This window comes from Actinoplanes sp. SE50/110 (genome assembly GCF_900119315.1).
Classification (GTDB): Bacteria; Actinomycetota; Actinomycetes; order Mycobacteriales; family Micromonosporaceae; genus Actinoplanes.
Genome location: NZ_LT827010.1, coordinates 1,500,953 through 1,516,370, shown reverse-complemented (window position 1 = coordinate 1,516,370; position 15,418 = coordinate 1,500,953). Strand labels below are relative to the sequence as shown.

General features: G+C 71.6%; 16 protein-coding genes. 7 read left to right on the top strand and 9 right to left on the bottom strand.

The genetic code is table 11. The annotated features are described in order from the left end of the window. Positions 1 to 49 precede the first annotated feature (49 nt). From ACSP50_RS06850 to ACSP50_RS06825, 6 genes are all read right to left on the bottom strand, one after another. Positions 50 to 859: an ABC transporter permease gene (locus ACSP50_RS06850; protein ID WP_014688427.1), complete on the bottom strand. Its 810-nt coding sequence runs from the start codon at positions 857 to 859 to the stop codon at positions 50 to 52. A gap of 77 nt (positions 860 to 936) precedes the next feature. Further along, positions 937 to 1,695 carry an ABC transporter permease gene (locus tag ACSP50_RS06845; RefSeq protein WP_014688426.1) on the bottom strand — a complete coding sequence of 253 codons (759 nt, stop codon included), beginning with the start codon at positions 1,693 to 1,695 and terminating at the stop codon, positions 937 to 939. Between the two features lie 3 nt (positions 1,696 to 1,698). Continuing rightward, on the bottom strand, positions 1,699 to 2,622 hold the full coding sequence (locus ACSP50_RS06840; protein WP_014688425.1) for an ABC transporter ATP-binding protein: 924 nt from the start codon (positions 2,620 to 2,622) through the stop codon (positions 1,699 to 1,701). Between the two features lie 10 nt (positions 2,623 to 2,632). Then, on the bottom strand, positions 2,633 to 3,154 hold the full coding sequence (locus ACSP50_RS06835; RefSeq protein ID WP_014688424.1) for a hypothetical protein: 522 nt from the start codon (positions 3,152 to 3,154) through the stop codon (positions 2,633 to 2,635). Then, entirely contained in the window at positions 3,151 to 5,004 is a 1,854-nt protein-coding gene (gene dnaG, locus ACSP50_RS06830) for a DNA primase (protein ID WP_014688423.1), read from the bottom strand. The genes ACSP50_RS06835 and dnaG overlap by 4 nt, the downstream gene beginning before the upstream one ends. Before the next feature lie 39 nt (positions 5,005 to 5,043). Then, positions 5,044 to 6,255 carry a deoxyguanosinetriphosphate triphosphohydrolase gene (locus tag ACSP50_RS06825; RefSeq protein ID WP_014688422.1) on the bottom strand — a complete coding sequence of 404 codons (1,212 nt, stop codon included), beginning with the start codon at positions 6,253 to 6,255 and terminating at the stop codon, positions 5,044 to 5,046. A 45-nt stretch (positions 6,256 to 6,300) separates the two neighbouring features. Between ACSP50_RS06825 and ACSP50_RS06820 the strand changes: the two genes are divergently transcribed. Then, complete coding sequence (locus ACSP50_RS06820) at positions 6,301 to 7,887, top strand: methyl-accepting chemotaxis protein (RefSeq protein WP_014688421.1); 1,587 nt, start codon at positions 6,301 to 6,303, stop codon at positions 7,885 to 7,887. Here ACSP50_RS06820 and ACSP50_RS06815 read toward each other — a convergent pair. Beyond that, a complete protein-coding gene (locus ACSP50_RS06815; protein ID WP_014688420.1) occupies positions 7,881 to 8,249 on the bottom strand; it encodes a VOC family protein in 369 nt (122 codons plus the stop codon). The two genes, ACSP50_RS06820 and ACSP50_RS06815, sit on opposite strands and share 7 nt — an antisense overlap. A 255-nt stretch (positions 8,250 to 8,504) precedes the next feature. On the opposite strand from ACSP50_RS06815, the gene ACSP50_RS06810 reads away from it, so the two are divergent. From ACSP50_RS06810 to ACSP50_RS06790, 5 genes are all read left to right on the top strand, one after another. Continuing rightward, entirely contained in the window at positions 8,505 to 8,885 is a 381-nt protein-coding gene (locus tag ACSP50_RS06810) for a hypothetical protein (protein WP_014688419.1), read from the top strand. A 67-nt stretch (positions 8,886 to 8,952) separates the two neighbouring features. Continuing rightward, positions 8,953 to 9,939 carry a DUF4388 domain-containing protein gene (locus ACSP50_RS06805; RefSeq protein ID WP_014688418.1) on the top strand — a complete coding sequence of 329 codons (987 nt, stop codon included), beginning with the start codon at positions 8,953 to 8,955 and terminating at the stop codon, positions 9,937 to 9,939. Between the two features lie 36 nt (positions 9,940 to 9,975). After that, the gene (locus ACSP50_RS06800; protein WP_014688417.1) at positions 9,976 to 10,473 is read left to right on the top strand and encodes a roadblock/LC7 domain-containing protein; all 498 of its coding nucleotides are present in this window, start codon (positions 9,976 to 9,978) and stop codon (positions 10,471 to 10,473) included. A gap of 93 nt (positions 10,474 to 10,566) precedes the next feature. Continuing rightward, on the top strand, positions 10,567 to 10,938 hold the full coding sequence (locus tag ACSP50_RS06795; RefSeq protein ID WP_014688416.1) for a hypothetical protein: 372 nt from the start codon (positions 10,567 to 10,569) through the stop codon (positions 10,936 to 10,938). 71 nt (positions 10,939 to 11,009) lie between these two features. After that, positions 11,010 to 12,089: a DUF2786 domain-containing protein gene (locus ACSP50_RS06790; protein ID WP_014688415.1), complete on the top strand. Its 1,080-nt coding sequence runs from the start codon at positions 11,010 to 11,012 to the stop codon at positions 12,087 to 12,089. Between the two features lie 29 nt (positions 12,090 to 12,118). Here ACSP50_RS06790 and dusB read toward each other — a convergent pair whose 3' ends face one another. Then, positions 12,119 to 13,237 carry a tRNA dihydrouridine synthase DusB gene (dusB, locus tag ACSP50_RS06785; protein WP_014688414.1) on the bottom strand — a complete coding sequence of 373 codons (1,119 nt, stop codon included), beginning with the start codon at positions 13,235 to 13,237 and terminating at the stop codon, positions 12,119 to 12,121. 285 nt (positions 13,238 to 13,522) lie between these two features. Between dusB and ACSP50_RS06780 the strand changes: the two genes are divergently transcribed. Continuing rightward, positions 13,523 to 14,005, top strand: a complete 483-nt coding sequence (locus ACSP50_RS06780; protein WP_231956878.1) for an XdhC family protein — start codon at positions 13,523 to 13,525, stop codon at positions 14,003 to 14,005. Positions 14,006 to 14,032: 27 nt separating this feature from the next. On the opposite strand, the gene ACSP50_RS06775 is transcribed toward ACSP50_RS06780, so the two are convergent. Further along, entirely contained in the window at positions 14,033 to 15,277 is a 1,245-nt protein-coding gene (locus ACSP50_RS06775) for a hypothetical protein (RefSeq protein WP_014688412.1), read from the bottom strand. Positions 15,278 to 15,418 lie beyond the last annotated feature (141 nt).

Sequence of the window (15,418 nt, the reverse complement as noted above, 5' to 3'; positions counted from 1 at the left end):
CAGCCGCGAACCGGCGACACGGGAGCAGCGGACCGGCGACGCCGGACCGCTACTTGCAGAGGAGGGTGGACATGCGGCGCCCGGAGATGCTGAGGCCGATGGTGAGGAGGGTGAGCAGGTAGAGGATGTCGACGAGTGCGAGCCACCCGGCCGAGCCGAGCGTGATCCCGCGGATCAGGTCGACGGCGCGGGACAGCGGGGAGATTTCGACGAGCCAGCGGAGGACCGGCGGGTAGGAGCCGGCGGGGACGAAGGTGCCGGAGAACAGGAACAGGGCGAACTGGCCGGCGGCGATCAGGTCGAAGTCCTGCCAGCTGCGGATCAGGGTGGCGACGGACATGCCGAGGGCGCCGAACGCGAAGCCGACCAGGATCGCGGCGGGGAAGGCGGCCAGGGCGCGCAGCGGGGTGGTCAGGTCCATCGCGACCATGATGATCAGGAAGGCCAGGGAGTACAGGGTGCCGCGGGCCATCGCCCAGATCAGCTCGCCGATGGCGATCTCGAAGGGCCGGATCGGGGTGGCGAGAATCCCGTCGTACAGCCGCATGTATTTCATCTTGCCGAAGAAGTTGAAGGTGGTCTCGGACAGCGCACCGCTCATCGCCGAGGAGGCCAGCATGGCCGGGGCGACGAACGCCGGATAGCTGACCAGCCGGCCGTCGGGCAGGGCGATGTCGCCGATCAGCGCGCCGACCCCGACGCCGATGGAGAACAGGTAGAGCAGCGGCTCCAGCAGGCCGCCGGCCATCACCACCCAGTACGCCGATTTCAGCGCGTTGACGTTGCGCTCGGTGACCCGCACCGACCGGCCGGCGCTGCCCTCGAACGACACGAGCCGCGGCAGCAGCATCGTCAGCATCGGACCGTCACTCCCCTCGCTGTGCTCATCGACCGGTCACCGGACCCACGGCCGGGACAAGACGCCGGACGGACCATTCACATCACCAACCGGCTGCGGAAACGCCAGCGGGCCAGAAACCAGCCGGCCACGCACCAGGTCAGCAGGTACAGGGCGTGCCACAGACCGGCCCAGCCGGGGTTGAGCCCGAGGGTGGCGGCGCGGGTCAGGTCGACGCCGTGCCACAGGGGCAGTGCGTAGGCCACCCAGCGCAGCAGCGGCGGCAGCGACCCGATCGGGAAGAACACCCCGGAGAACAGCGACATCGGCAGCACGGCGAAGCGGAACAGGATGGCCAGGTAGCTGTCACTGCGGATGCTGGCCGTGTACGCCATCACGGGGGCCGCGATCGCGAAGCCGATCAGTGCGGACAGCGGCAGCACGGCCAGCGCGGCGACCGTGTGCAGCGTGCCGAAGGCGGCCGCGATGAGCAGGAACGCGGTGACGCTGAGGAGCACCCGGAAGATCATGAAGGCGAGGTGGCCGCCGACGATGTCGCCGACCCGCAGCGGTGAGGCGGCCTGGGCGAAATACACCTTCATCCAGGTCAGGGCGCTCAGCACCGGCCAGCTGGCCTCGCCCAGGGCGGTCTGCACGGCGGTGGAGGCGATCAGTCCGGGCACGATCCAGTCGATGTAGGCGAAGCCGTCGACGCCGGCTTTCACGTAGCCGCCGACGCCCAGGCCGAAGCCGAGCATCGTGAGCAGCGGCAGCACCAGCGTGGACAGGGCGCTGGAGCGCCAGGTCCGCCGATAGTTGACCAGGTGGTATTCGAGCACGTAACCCGCGGCGGTCATCGCTCAGTCCACCAGGGTGCGGCCGGTGAGCTGGAGGAACACGTCCTCCAGGCTGGAGCGGCGGACCAGGGCCGAGGCCGGGCTCAGCGAGCGGCGGCCCACCTCGGCCAGTGCCTCGTCACCGTCGGCGACGTAGAGCAGCACCCGGTCGGGCAGCACCTCGATCCGGTCGGCGATCCCGGCCAGTTTGCCGGCGTAGGCCCCCTGGTCGTCGGTGGCGAACCGGAGCTCGACCACCTCGCGGGTGGAGTGCTGCTCGATCAGCGCGCGGGGTGAGCCCTCGGCGACGATCCGGCCGCCGTCCATCACCACCAGGCGGTCGCAGAGCTGCTCGGCCTCGTCCATGTAGTGGGTGGTGAGGACCAGCGTGACGCCCTGCTGCTTGAGCCGGAACAGCCGCTCCCAGACCAGGTGCCGGGCCTGCGGGTCGAGGCCGGTGGTGGGCTCGTCGAGCAGGACCAGATCGGGCTCGTTGACCAGGGCACGGGCGATGGTGAGCCGGCGTTTCATGCCGCCGGAGAGCGGCTCCACCTTGCTGCCGGCCCGCTCGGTGAGCTGGACGAAGTCGAGCAGCTCGTCGGCGCGGCGGCGGGCGGTGGCGCGCGGGATGCCGAAGAAGCGGGCGTAGGTGGTCAGATTCTCCCGGACGGTGAGCTCGACGTCGAGGTTGTCGAGCTGGGGGCAGACGCCGAGCCGGGCGCGGATGGCCGGGCCGTCGCGCCGCGGGTCCATGCCGAGGATCTCCAGGATGCCGTCGGTGGGTGGCGAGACGCAGCCGATCATCCGCATGGTGGAGCTCTTGCCGGCGCCGTTCGGCCCGAGGAAGCCGAACGCCTCACCGCGCTGCACGTCGACGTCGATGCCGTCGACCGCGGTGAAGTCACCGAATCTCTTGATCAATCCGCGGGCGTGGATGAGAGCAGTCACGCCCCCGACCCTACGGAGGGGGTGCGACAGAATTCTGCGCCGCGCCCACCAGCTCGGCGGTCTCGGCGATCACCGATTCCCGGTCGACGGGTGTCCCGGAGTCGTAGCGCACCGCCCAGCTCAGCCCGTCCCGCCCGCTGACCCGGCGGCCGACCACCCGGACCGCGCCGTGCGACAGCTCGTGGTGGGTGGTGTAGGCGACCGACCGGGTGACCCGGGAGCGCACCTGGTCGGGCAGCTCGCCCGGCGCCAACAGCAGGACGGTGATCACCGGACCGTCCACCAGCACGGTGTACCCGTCGCGTTCCTCGGCCACCTCGGCCGGGGTGATCCGCAGCTCGCGGCCGGACCAGGCGGCCTTGTGGATCTCGTGCCAGCCCAGCCGGTCGGCACCACCCGGCAGCCAGAGGCCCCGGTTGGTGGCCACGACCACGCCCTGCTCGCCGGCGGACCAGGCGAGCACCCGCTCCTCGGCCTCGAGCGGGGGCCGGGACTCGGCCGGCAGCGCGGGCCGGCGTCGGAACAACTTCACAGGTCACCTGCCGCTTGTTCGCTCAGAGCGCGTTTCTGCTGTTCCAGGGAGAAGAGTTCGCCGGCCTGGGCCAGATATTGATCCTTGTGGGTGACCGGGTTGAGCCGCTGCAGCCGGGATTTCAGGTCGCGGATCACCTGGATCACCCGGGGCAGTTGCAGCTTGGCCAGCAGCACCTGGACGTAGTGCGGGTCGGGCGCCCCGTCGAGCAGCAGCGGCTCGACGGCCAGCTGGCCGGCGGCGGCCTGGCTGCCGATGTCGGCGCAGGCGTCGCGGACCTTCTCGATCCAGACCACGCCGCTGACCGCGGAGCTGGTGCCGCCGGCCGCGGCGATCGCCTCGCGGACCGCCCGCAGGACCGGGTCGTTGTAGTTCTCCGGGCCGACCGCGTCGAACATCGGGCCGGCCAGCACCGGCTCCTGCAGGGCGAGCTTGAGCGCGTCGCGTTCGACGAGGCGTTGCGGTGCGTGGGTGGCCTGCTGCGGGACCGGTTGAACCTGTTCACCGCGGAGCGCGTGGTTGACCGCCCGCTGCACCGGCTCCAGGTCCATGCCGAGATCGCCGGCCAGTTTCCGCGCGTACTCCGGCCTTTTCTCCCGGTCCTTGATCTTGGCGACCAGCGGGGCGGCGCGGCGCATCGCCTCCACCCGGCCCTCGACCGTGTCCAGGTCGAAGCGGCCGATGGTGTGCCGCAGCGCGAAGTCGACCAGCGGCTCCCGGCCGGCGATCATGTCGCGGACCGCCAGGTCACCGCGGGCCAGCCGCAGCTCGCACGGGTCCATGTTGTCCGGGCTGACCGCGATGAAGGTGCGCCCGACGAAACGCTGGTCCTCCTCGAAGGCGCGCAGCGCCGCCTTCTGCCCGGCCGCGTCCCCGTCGAAGGTGTAGATGATCTCGCCGGTGAAGCTGTCGCTGTCCATCAGCAGGCGGCGCAGCACCCCGATGTGGTCGACGCCGAACGCGGTGCCGCAGGTGGCCACCGCGGTCGGCTCGCCGGCCTCGTGGCAGGCCATCACGTCGGTGTAGCCCTCGACGATCACCGCCCGGCCGCGCTTGGCGATCTCCCGTTTGGCGTGGTCGATCCCGTACAGCACGTGGGATTTCTTGTAGATCGGGGTCTCGGGGGTGTTCAGGTATTTCGGGCCGTCGTCGTCGTCGAAGAGTTTCCGCGCGCCGAAGCCGATCGTGTCACCGGTCAGGTCGCGGATCGGCCAGAGCAGCCGGCGGCGGAACCGGTCGATCAGCGAGCCGGACCGGGCCGTCTTGGCCAGGCCCGCCGTGATCAGCTCGTCGGTGGTGAAGCCGCGCATCAGCAGGTGTTTGCTGAGCGCGTCCCACGAGTCGGGGGCGAAGCCGCAGCCGTATCGCTCCGCGGTGTCCCGGCCGAAGCCGCGCTCGGCGAGGAACTCGCGGGCCTTGCGGGCGCCGGCCGAGCCGAGCTGGTCGCGGTAGAAGTCGACGGCCGAGGCGTGCGCGGCGATCAGCCGCTGCCGCTGCCCGGTCTGCGGACGGGGGCCGGCCGGCGCGGCGCCGTCGGTGTCGTAGCGCAGCTGGATGCCGGCCTTGCCGGCCAGCCGCTCCACCGACTCGATGAACGACAGGTGCTCGGCGTCCATCAGGAACTTGATCGCGTCGCCGCCCTGCCCGCACCCGAAGCAGAAATACACCCCCCGGGCCGGGGAGACGTTGAACGACGGCGACTTCTCGTCGTGGAACGGGCACAGGCCCTTGAGATTGCCGCCGCCCGCCGAGCGCAGCGTCACGGTCTCGCCGATCACGTCGGCGATCGAGGTGCGGTCGCGGACCAGCGCGATGTCCTCGTCCTTCACCCTGCCGGCCACGGCATACATCCTGCCTCGCGCCGTACCGGGATTGCCAGCAGGGTCGCCTCAGCGCGTGCCGGTCAGGTCGCGGTGCCAGGCCACGGCCGCGTGATCGGTGAGCGACGCCACCTGGTCGACGATCACCCGCAGCGCCTCGGCGTCCGAGCCGGCGGCCGCGTGCAGCGGGCGGAACAGCGGGTCGAGGCGGTCCGGGGCCCGGCCGAGCGCCTCCACCAGCTCGACCACGATGGTGCGCTGCTGCTCGTACCACCGCTCGGCTGAGCGCATCCGCATCACGTACCGGAAGGCCATGCCCTTGAGCAGCGCGCACTGGTTGCGCACAGTGCGCGGGACGACCAGGTCGGCGTCGTAGCGGCGCATCGGGTCGGTGCCGTACTGGCTGTGCGTGGCGCCGACCGCGGAGGAGACGAACCGGCCGGTGAGCACGCTGGTCATCCGTTTCAGGGTGACCTGCGCGGCGTACGAGGAGTCGTAGCCCTCGACCGCGGCCACCGCCGGATCGGCCAGCAGGTGCTCCAGCGACTCGCCGAGCTGGTCGGCCGTCTCGTCGGAGTAGGTGGCGGCCACGTCCGCGCAGAGTTCGGCGCGCTCGGCCGGGTCGCGCAGCAGCGGGCCGAGGTCGAGGTAGCCGCCGTGCACCCCGTCCTCGACGTCGTGCACCGAGTAGGCCACGTCGTCGGCCCAGTCCATCACCTGGGCCTCCAGGCAGCGGCGGTCGTCGTCGCGGCCGTCGCGCAGCCAGGTGAAGACCGGCTCGTCGTCGGCGTACACGCCGAACTTGCGGGTGCCGGGGCGGCGGAACCACGGGTATTTCGAGCAGGCGTCCAGGGTGGCCCGGGTCAGGTTGAGGCCGGCGCCGGGCACCTTGGCCTCCAGCCGGGTGAGCACCCGCAGGGTCTGCGCGTTGCCCTCGAAGCCGCCGCACGCGCTCGCGGCCACGTCCAGCGCGGCCTCGCCGTTGTGGCCGAACGGCGGGTGACCGATGTCGTGGGCCAGGCCGGCGACGTCCACCACGTCGGGATCGCAGCCCAGCCGCGCGCCCATCTCCCGGGAGATCTGCGCGACCTCCAGGGAGTGGGTCAACCGCGTACGCAGGAAGTCGTCGACCCCGGCGGTGTGCACCTGCGTCTTGGCCGCCAGCCGGCGGAAGCCGGCCGAGTGCAGCACCCGGGCCCGGTCCCGTTGATACGGGGTGCGCCCGTAGCCGCTGTCCTTGGCGGGCTCAGCGGCCCAGCGCTGGGCGTCGGCAGCGGTCATGATCCCCAGCCTAAGCCGGATGTCCAGGATGCCGATGGGGATGCCGTGGAGTCCGTTTCCCGGCGCCGCGGCGTCACGATCGTCGCCCGTCTCGTGATCATGGGTGCCGCCGGACTGCTCTCGGTCGGCCTGGTGACCGCGTTCGCGGTGCGCAACGCCTCCGACCAGACGGCGGCGAACGAGGAGATCGCCACGGTCAGTGAGGCGATGAGCGATCAGTGGAACGCCGACATGCAGCACGACGCGCTGCGGGCCGACGTGATGTCGGCGATGTACGCGACGACCGCGAGCATGCGGGAGACGTTCGCGGTCGACGAGGTGGCCGACCACGGCGCCACCATGCTGCAGATGTACGACGATGCCACGAAAGCCGCCCCGGCCGCCCTCAAGGCCGACTATGTGGCGATCCGGCCGTCCGTGGTGGCGTACACCGAGGCCGCGAAGCGCATGGTGGCGACCGCCGAGACCGACCACCCCGCCGCGGCCGCCGGCCTGTCCGACTTCCTCAAGGTCTACTCCGACCTCGAGGAGAAGCTCGGCGATCTCGACACCCGGATGTACGCCGAGGTCAAGGCCGCCGCGGCCCGCGGCGCCGAGTCGTCGAGGTCGAGCAACCGGTTCATCGTGATCGCCGCGCTGCTGGCCGCCCTGATCACCGCGACGGCGTGCGTGCTGACCGTGCGGGCGGTCCGCCGGCCGCTGCGCGGGATGCTGGACGCGCTGCGTGCGCTGGCCCGCCGGGACCTGACCGTGCGGGCCCCGGTGGTCAACCGGGACGAGCTGGGTGCGATGGCGGTGGCGCTGAACGAGGCGGCCGGCGCCCTGCAGGAGACCGTGTCGGCGACCGCCGGCCGGGTGGGGGTGCTGACCCAGGCCAGCACCGAGCTGCAGAAGCTGGCCGGCACCCTGGACCGGTCGGCGGAGGAGACCTCGGCGCAGGCGCGCAGCGCGGACGGCTCGGCCGGCAACGTCTCCGGCTCGGTGTCGGCGATGATGGCCGCCACCGAGCAGCTGTCCGCCTCGATCCGGGAGATCGCCAAGCAGGCGCTGTCCGCGGCGGCCACCACGAACGAGGCGACCACCAGCGCCAACCGGACCGCGCACGCGGTGGCCCGGCTCAGCGAGGCGAGCCGGGAGGTGGGCGCGATCGTGCAGATGATCACGAACATCGCCGAGCAGACCAACCTGCTGGCGCTGAACGCCAGCATCGAGGCGGCCCGGGCCGGGCACGCCGGCAAGGGCTTCGCGGTGGTCGCCACCGAGGTCAAGGACCTGGCCCAGGAGACCGCGCAGGCGACCGCGGACATCACCGCGAAGATCCTGGCGATCCAGGAGATGACCACCGGGACCGCCGAGGCGATCGAGGCGATCGCCTCGGTGATCACCCGGATCGACGACGGGCAGCGGACCATCGCGGCCGCCGTCGAGCAGCAGTCGTCGACCACCGATCAGCTGGCCCGCAACGTCGGGGCGGTGTCCGCGGCGGCGTCCGAGATCAGCGGCACGGTGTCGCACATCAGCACGTCCAGCGCGCACACCGCGGAGGGGGCGAACACCACCCGCCACTCCGCGGAGCTGGTCAGCGGCGCGGCCGGGGAGATCCGCGCCCTGATCGACGAATTCCGCTACTGAACGGCCCCACGGGGGGCGCTCAGCACGCAGAACTCGTTGCCCTCCGGATCGGCCAGGCAGACCCACGGCACGTCGCCCTGACCGATGTCGACCGGCCGGGCGCCCATGTTGACCAGACGTTCCACCTCGGACTCCTGGTCGTCCGGGCGCAGGTCGAGATGCAGCCGGTTCTTGCCCCTGCGGGGCTGGTCGCAGCGGAGGAAGAAGAGCGCCGGCAACTCGTCGGCACCGCGCCGGATCTCCAGGTAAGCGCCGTCCGCGTGCTCGTCGACGATCACATAGCCGAGCGCCTCGGCCCACCAGCGCCCCAGCCGGCCCGGATCCGCCGCGTCCACCACGACCTGCTCCCAGTGACTGGGCATGTGACCTCCTGACAATCGACGCGTGGCGATCAGGTTACGCGACGCCGCCCGGCCGGCGACCCGAACCGGCGCCGGGGCGGCCGCCGGATGCGCAGGTCACGGGCACGACCGCGAGTCACTGGACCATGACGCACAAAACGTGCGACCTGTCGGCTCACTGTCACCGGAGGATGGCCCACGGTGGCGGGCACGGCGATTGATCGACCCCCATCGCAAGACCCAACTGAACAGCAGCGCTGAGGGCTGAGGAGAGAAGTGCCCGGCGTCGATCACTGTCTGCAGGAGGCCATGACGATTCCTGGCGCGGTCGGGGCCAGCATCGTCGACTACACCACGGGCTTTCCGGTCGCCACGACCGGAGCCGCACCCAACGCGGATCACGAGGCAGCGGCCGCCGGCACCGCGGAGGTCGTCCAGGCCGCGAACAGCCGATCGCTGTTCGTCTCGGCAATCCCGCACGACCTGCTCGAAGACCTGATCATCACGACCGCCGGGGGCTACCACCTCCTGCGGATCGTCCAGACCGATTTCGACAGTCGGCTGGTGCTCTACGTCTGGCTGGACCGGGTGCGCGGCAACCTCGCCGTCGCGCGCCGCCAGATGCAACGCCTGACCGACGAACTCGTCTCCGACTGACCGGCAGCCGGCTGATGACCATCACGACCGACGACATGACCAACGCACACACCAGTGAGGAGTGACGGTGTCCGCCACGAAGACCGCCGCACCGGCTGATCTGCTGTCGCAGGTCGCCGGCGAGCGGCAGACCGGCGCGCTGGTGATGGGTGGCCATCCCGGCGGCGCGGTCTACGTCTTCGAGGGCCGGGTCATCTACGCCGAGTCGCCGGCCGCGCCCGGGGTCGGCGAGCTGCTCACCTCGTCCGGCCGGCTGGCCGGGCGGACCTGGCAGAACGCGCTCGACCTGGGAACCTCCACCGCCCGGGTGGGCCGGCTGCTGGTCGAGCAGGGCCACCTCACCCAGGGCGAGCTGGAGCTGTGCGTGCTCGGGGCGACCTACGACGCGGCGTACTTCGCCCTGGCCGCACCGTCCGGCCCGGTCGAGTTTCTGCCCGCGGCCACCCACTGGCTGGGCCCGGTGGTGCACATCGACGCGGCCGCGGTGCTGCGCGAGGTGGGCCGGCGGGTGAAGCTGCTCGACGACATCCATCCGAGTGCGCGGATCGACACCGCGCCGGTCAGCCCGGTGACCCGGCCACCCCGGGAGCGGGTGACGATCACCGCGGCCCAGTGGGAGCTGCTGATCCACGCGGACGGCCAGCGCACCCCCGCGGACCTGGCCCTGCTCCTCGGCCGCGCCGGGTACGCGACCATCCAGGAGCTGCGGCGGCTCGCGGCTCTGGGACTCATCGAGGTTCCCCTGGAGGTACGTGCGGAGAGCCCCGAGTTCGTCCGCCTCCCCCAGCATCGGGCCGAGGTGGCGCCGGTGGCCCGCCCCGCGCCGCCACCGGCGCCGCCCCCACCGGTGGTGCCGGTGATCAGCAGCCAGCCGCCGCCGGCACCACCGCCCGGGGAGGGCAACACCGGAGCGAACCGGCTGCCCCGGCTGGCCCGCCGCAAACCCGGGGCGAAGCTGCCGAAGGAACTCGCCGTCGAGAATCCGCCGGTGCACCAGGGCACCGACGAAGTCCTGCTCAAACGCATACGCACAGCACTGAGGGCACTGCGGTGACGCGCGCACCCCCGATTCGAGAAGGAGCGTCCGAGGATGACGGTGGACCCGGCGGTACTCGACGAGCTCGGCCGCCTGCGCAGCAGGGTGCCCGAGCTGTCCGGCAGCGTGCTCGCCACCGCCGACGGGCTGGTCGTCGCGCATGATTCGCACGGGATCGAACCGGACACCCTGGCCGCCCTGGCCGCGGCACACCTGGCGCTGGCGCGCCGGTTCGCCCACGCGGTCAACCACGGCGAGCTGCGGGAGTCGGTCGTCGAGTGCGACGGCGGCTATATCACCTCGTACACCGCGGGCCCCAACGCGCTGCTCACCGTGGTCACCTCCGGCGACGCGAACCTCGCCATGGTGCACCTGGAGGCGCGACGGTGCGTACGCCGGATCGTCAAGCTCCTGGCTCTGGACTCGGCGCAGCAGAAACATCTGCGTCCGGAGATTCCGCAGCAGACCGGACCGTCGTCGATCCCGCTGGCCCGGCGGACCCCGATGGCCACCCTGTCGAACGCGTCGCGCCGCCGCACGGCGGCCGGCTGACCGGCAGAGCATCACCGCGGCGACCGCCGCGCCCTTACCGGCACCGCCGTTCCCGGGCGGGCCATCCCACCACACAACGGAGGACCGAATCCCATGGCTGACATGGACACCGCACTGAAGGAAGTTATGGAGATCGACGGCTGCATCGGCGTCGCTCTCGTCGACCACACCAGCGGCATGGCCCTGGGCACCCTCGGCGGCGGCAAGGACCTCGACCTGACGGTCGCCGCGGCCGGCAACACCGACGTGGTGCGCGCCAAGCTGCGGGCGATGGAGATGCTCAACCTGACCGAGAAGATCGAGGACATCCTGATCACCCTGGACACGCAGTACCACATGATCCGGCCGCTCACGAGCCGACAGGGCAAGGGCCTGTTCCTGTACGTGGCGCTGCGCCGGGACCGGTCGAACCTGGCCATGGCCCGGCATCAGCTGCGACGCATCGAGAACGACCTCGACGTCTGACCCGTGATCGCCACCCCTGGCGGGGAGGGTCCGCACCACCCTCCCCGCCGCACTAACTAGCATCTGCAGACATGCCGGCCAGGGAGATCGTCGAACGCGTCCGGGCCGGAGAACTCGATCATGAGACGGCCCTCGATATGCTGACCGGGGCGCCCGCGGCGGAGACCGACGCGGCACTCGCGGAAGCGCTGGGCGCCGAGTTCGACCGGCTGTTCCGCACCGGTTGGCAGCCGATCGAGCTGCACCGGACGATCGCGCGGCGCGGTGATCCGATCCAGGGCCGCCTGGTGGCCGAGGCGGCGGCCGCCTTCCTGGTCGGCAAGGCACCGGTCGACGAGGCCTGGCGGGCCCAGGTCGTACAGCTCCAGCGGGGTGCGGGCCGGAAGAAGGACGACCGGATCGCGGTGCTCGACGCCTCGCTCGGGCTGCTCGACGAGCTGCGCCGGCTGCCGGGCATCGAGATCCTCATCCCGCCGCCCGGCACCCCGGCCACCACCGTGCATCAGCACGCCGACCGGCGGCTGCTCGACCGGGTCCGGGCCCTGCTGGCCAAGGCGGAGGCGACCGACTTCCCGGCCGAGGCCGAGTCGTACAGCGCGAAGGCCCAGGAGCTGATCACCCGGTACCGGATCGAGGAGGTCACCGCCCCCGCGGTCGACGTGGTGCCGTTCGCCCGCCGGATCGGCGTCGACCACCCGTACGAGAACGAGAAGGCCAGCCTGCTCGACGCGGTCTCGCGGACCAACGGCTGCCGCACGGTCTGGTCGCCGGAGCTCGGATTCAGCACGATCTTCGGCTTCGACACCGACATCGACGGGGTCGAGCTGCTCTACACCTCGCTGCTGGTGCAGGCGAACCGGGCGATGACCCGGGACGAACCGGCCAAGGGCAAGGCCCGGGTCAAGGCGTTCCGTCGCTCGTTCCTGGTCGCCTACGCCATCCGGATCGGCGAACGGCTGCGCGAGGTCACCGAGCAGCAGTTCGCCGGGCACGGCGACCTGCTGCCCGTGCTGCGCAACCGGGACGTGCAGGTCCGCGCCGCGATGGAGAAGGTCTTCCCCCGGACGGTCCGGACCCGCGGCAGCCGGGTCGACAGCCTGGAGGGCTGGGAGTCCGGCCGGGCCGCCGCCGACGAGGCGAAGCTGCGCTGAGGCCGGTCCGGCACCTTGACGGCGGCCGGTCAGCCGCCGGACTCGTCCGTCTCCGCGCCCTCCGGCACGGTGTCGTCGTCCCGGGACTCCAGCCAGCCGTACGGCAGGGACACCTTGCCCGGGGCGTTGACCCGGCCGCGGGGCTGCCCCAGTGACTCCACCGGGAACGGGATCGCCGGGTCGAGCCTGCCCAGCAGGTCGTCCAGCTCGGTGAGCGAAGAGATCATCGCGAGGCTGCGGCGCAGGTCACCGCCGACCGGGAAACCCTTGAGATACCACGCGACATGCTTGCGGAAGTCGGCGCAACCGTGCCGCTCATCCTCCAGAGCCTCGACCAGCAGCTGCGCGTGCCGGGACATGATCTTCGCGACCTCGCCGAGCGTGGGCAGCACCGGCTGATAGTTCGCACCCCGGGTGAACGCGGCCTCCAGGTCGGCGAACAGCCACGGGCGGCCCAGACAGCCCCGGCCCACCACCACGCCGTCGACGCCGGTGTGCGCGACCATCCGCAGCGCGTCCGAACCCTCCCAGATGTCACCGTTGCCCAGCACCGGCACGTCCAGGGCCTGCTTGAGCGTGGCGATCGCATCCCAGTCGGCCTGGCCGGAATAGCGCTGCTCGGCGGTGCGGGCGTGCAGGGCGACCGCGGCCACCCCGGCGTCCTGCGCGGTCAGGCCGGCCTCGACATACGTCAGGTGGTCCTCGTCGATGCCCTTGCGCATCTTGATGGTCAGCGGGATCCCGAACTCGCTCGCCGCCTCGACCGCCTGCCGCACGATCCGCCCGAACAGCTTGCGCCGCCACGGCAGGGCCGAACCGCCGCCCCGCCGGGTCACCTTCGGCACCGGGCAGCCGAAATTCAGATCCACGTGATCGGCGAGATTGCGCTCACCGACCATCCGGACCGCCGCGGCGGTCACATCCGGGTCCACGCCGTAGAGCTGCAGGCTGCGAAAACCCTCATCCTCGGCGAACGCGATCATCTTCAGCGTCTTGGGGATCCGCTCCACCAGCGCCCGCGTCGTGATCATCTCGCAGACGTAGACGCCGCCACCCTGCTCGCGGCACAGCCGCCGGAACGCCACGTTGGTGATCCCCGCCATCGGAGCGAGCACGACAGGCGGATTGACGGCGTGATTGCCGAGCATGAGCGGTGCGGTCACGCGCTCTAGAGTGACACGCCCACCCCGCCCCCTCCGAATCGATTCCCCACGATGGCCGCAGCCGGAGGATCCGACCGGTCCGGCACCCGCGCTCGATCCATCACACGGCCGGGCGTCCGCACCCGGCCGTCGGGGACCGCCCGCCGGCGAGCCTCTTGAGCGTCCAGAAACCGCACGCGGCTGCAGGAGGCGGCCCGGGTCGGACAGCACGCGCTACGCAGGACAACCTCGACGTGACCGATCGTCGTTCCGTCTGGCAGAGTCGCGGGGGTGACCGATGGCATGGGGCCGCGACGGCTGGTGGTCGTCTTCGAGTCGCCGGTGGCGGAGGCGCTGCAGCGGTTCGCGGTCGATCTGGGGTTTCATTCGGTGCTGGTGGAGCCGGATCCGACCCGGCTGGGCGGCACACCCCGGCCGCACGGCGACCGGGTGGTGGGTGACCTGGCGGCGGCCGAGCCGGACGAGCACACCGACGTGGTGCTGAGCGATCACCACCGGCCGGAGATCGGGCCGCTGCTCCAGGAGATCCTGGCCGGGCCGAGCCGGTGGATCGGGATCGTCGGCAACCCGCGGCACGAGGGCCCGCACACCGCGGCCCTGCGGGATCTGGGGGTGCCGGAGGCGGAGATCGCCCGGGTGCACCGGCCGATCGGGCTGAACATCGGCAGCCGCACCGGGCCGGAGATCGCGCTCGCGATCCTGGCCGGCCTGATCGCCGACCGCAACGGCCGCCCCGGTGGCTTCAGCTTCTGACTCGCGAAGGACCGGGGCGGCGGCGCGTCACGGCACCTTGATGGTGAAGGTGATCGGATTCTTCCCCTCGGTCAGGCCCCACAGGCGGGGACTCGTGCCCGGCTGGTACGAGAGGTTCTCCACACCGCCGACCTCGGCCTGCTGGTGCGGCGCCTGACCCGGGACGGCCTTGTGGATGCAGCCGCTGTTCGACGCACCTGACGCACAGTTCCCGGCGATGTACCAGTTGACGCCGTCGCTGGCGATGCCCTGCATCCGCCAGACCGGTGAGGTGTACGCCGCCTCGGCGTGCACCTTGCCGTCGGCGCTCACCACCAGCCCGGATGTCGGGCTCAACGGCCACCGGAACGCCCGGCCGCCGGCCGCGTTCGCGTCCAGGTACTCCGCCGAGACGATCGAGTCGGGGTTGCCGCCGCGCCGGTCGAGACTGATCGCGTTGAGGCACGGCCGGACGCCGGTGGCCGAGGTGCAGCCGACGTAGGTGCCGGTCGGCGTGGACTCCGGGTAGTACTCGCCGATCTCCGGGAGCGCGTACCGGTGCCAGCGTGCGCTGGGCGCCTTGGACCCGTCGGCGCCGAACCCGGTCTCCTCCTCCGAGCGGTCCATCGCCCACAGGTGCTTCAGGCTGAACACGTGCATCCGGCCGCCATTGGCCACGAGGAGGGTGTTGCCGTACCAGACGACACCGTCCGCGTGCGCGCTCAGGACCCGGAAGTTGTCCACCCCGTTGCTGCTGTAGGGCACCACGAGCAGCACGTCGCGGAACTTGAGTGCGGCGGTGTTCGTGTAGTCGACGAAGGTGAGCCGGGCGAACCCGTTGTTCGGGCCGTGCCAGCTGGCCAGCGCGATTTTCCGGCCCTCCCACAGCCCGTCGGGCTGGGCGTCCCAGGAACCGGAGATGCCCTGCGGGGTCCAGGTGAGGCCCCAGCCGTCGTCCCGGGGGTCCCAGCAGAAGCCGGTGGCGCCGAGGCCGGCGGGGATCCCGGCGGTGGGGTGGCACAGCCCCCAAGTGGGCTTGAAGTCCTGCGGGCCGTCGAGCGCCGATCCCAGCTGGGGCGTCGCGGTCACCTTGCCGCTCGCCTCGATCCGGCTGACCAGGCTCCCATAGCGCTGGAAGCTGTCCGACGGGTCAAGCATGAACGGCGCCGGGTCGATGGGCGCGAAGGCCGCCGCCGCCTCGGCGCGGCCGGGCCCGGCACCCATCGTCACCGCGCCGACCAGCATCGCGGCCACCACCGCCAGCAGCCGTCGCCTTCGTGAAACCTTCGGCATGAGTCACCTTCCGTTCAGCGGAAGTGACCATGGTAGATGCTTACCGACGCACCGGCGGGACGCCACCCATGGGCGGCGGCGATGAACGCGGCCGGACCGCCCCGAGCGCGGTGCGGGGCACGGCCGGCGCCATGCCCCGCA

Coding starts and splice junctions, on each gene's coding strand:
- ACSP50_RS06850 (WP_014688427.1), bottom strand. CDS start 859: ATGCTGACGATGCTGCTGCCGCGGCTCGTGTCGTTCGAGGGCAGCGCC.
- ACSP50_RS06845 (WP_014688426.1), bottom strand. CDS start 1,695: ATGACCGCCGCGGGTTACGTGCTCGAATACCACCTGGTCAACTATCGG.
- dnaG (WP_014688423.1), bottom strand. CDS start 5,004: ATGTATGCCGTGGCCGGCAGGGTGAAGGACGAGGACATCGCGCTGGTC.
- ACSP50_RS06825 (WP_014688422.1), bottom strand. CDS start 6,255: ATGACCGCTGCCGACGCCCAGCGCTGGGCCGCTGAGCCCGCCAAGGAC.
- ACSP50_RS06815 (WP_014688420.1), bottom strand. CDS start 8,249: ATGCCCAGTCACTGGGAGCAGGTCGTGGTGGACGCGGCGGATCCGGGC.
- ACSP50_RS06800 (WP_014688417.1), top strand. CDS start 9,976: ATGACGGTGGACCCGGCGGTACTCGACGAGCTCGGCCGCCTGCGCAGC.
- ACSP50_RS06795 (WP_014688416.1), top strand. CDS start 10,567: ATGGCTGACATGGACACCGCACTGAAGGAAGTTATGGAGATCGACGGC.
- ACSP50_RS06790 (WP_014688415.1), top strand. CDS start 11,010: ATGCCGGCCAGGGAGATCGTCGAACGCGTCCGGGCCGGAGAACTCGAT.
- dusB (WP_014688414.1), bottom strand. CDS start 13,237: ATGCTCGGCAATCACGCCGTCAATCCGCCTGTCGTGCTCGCTCCGATG.
- ACSP50_RS06775 (WP_014688412.1), bottom strand. CDS start 15,277: ATGCCGAAGGTTTCACGAAGGCGACGGCTGCTGGCGGTGGTGGCCGCG.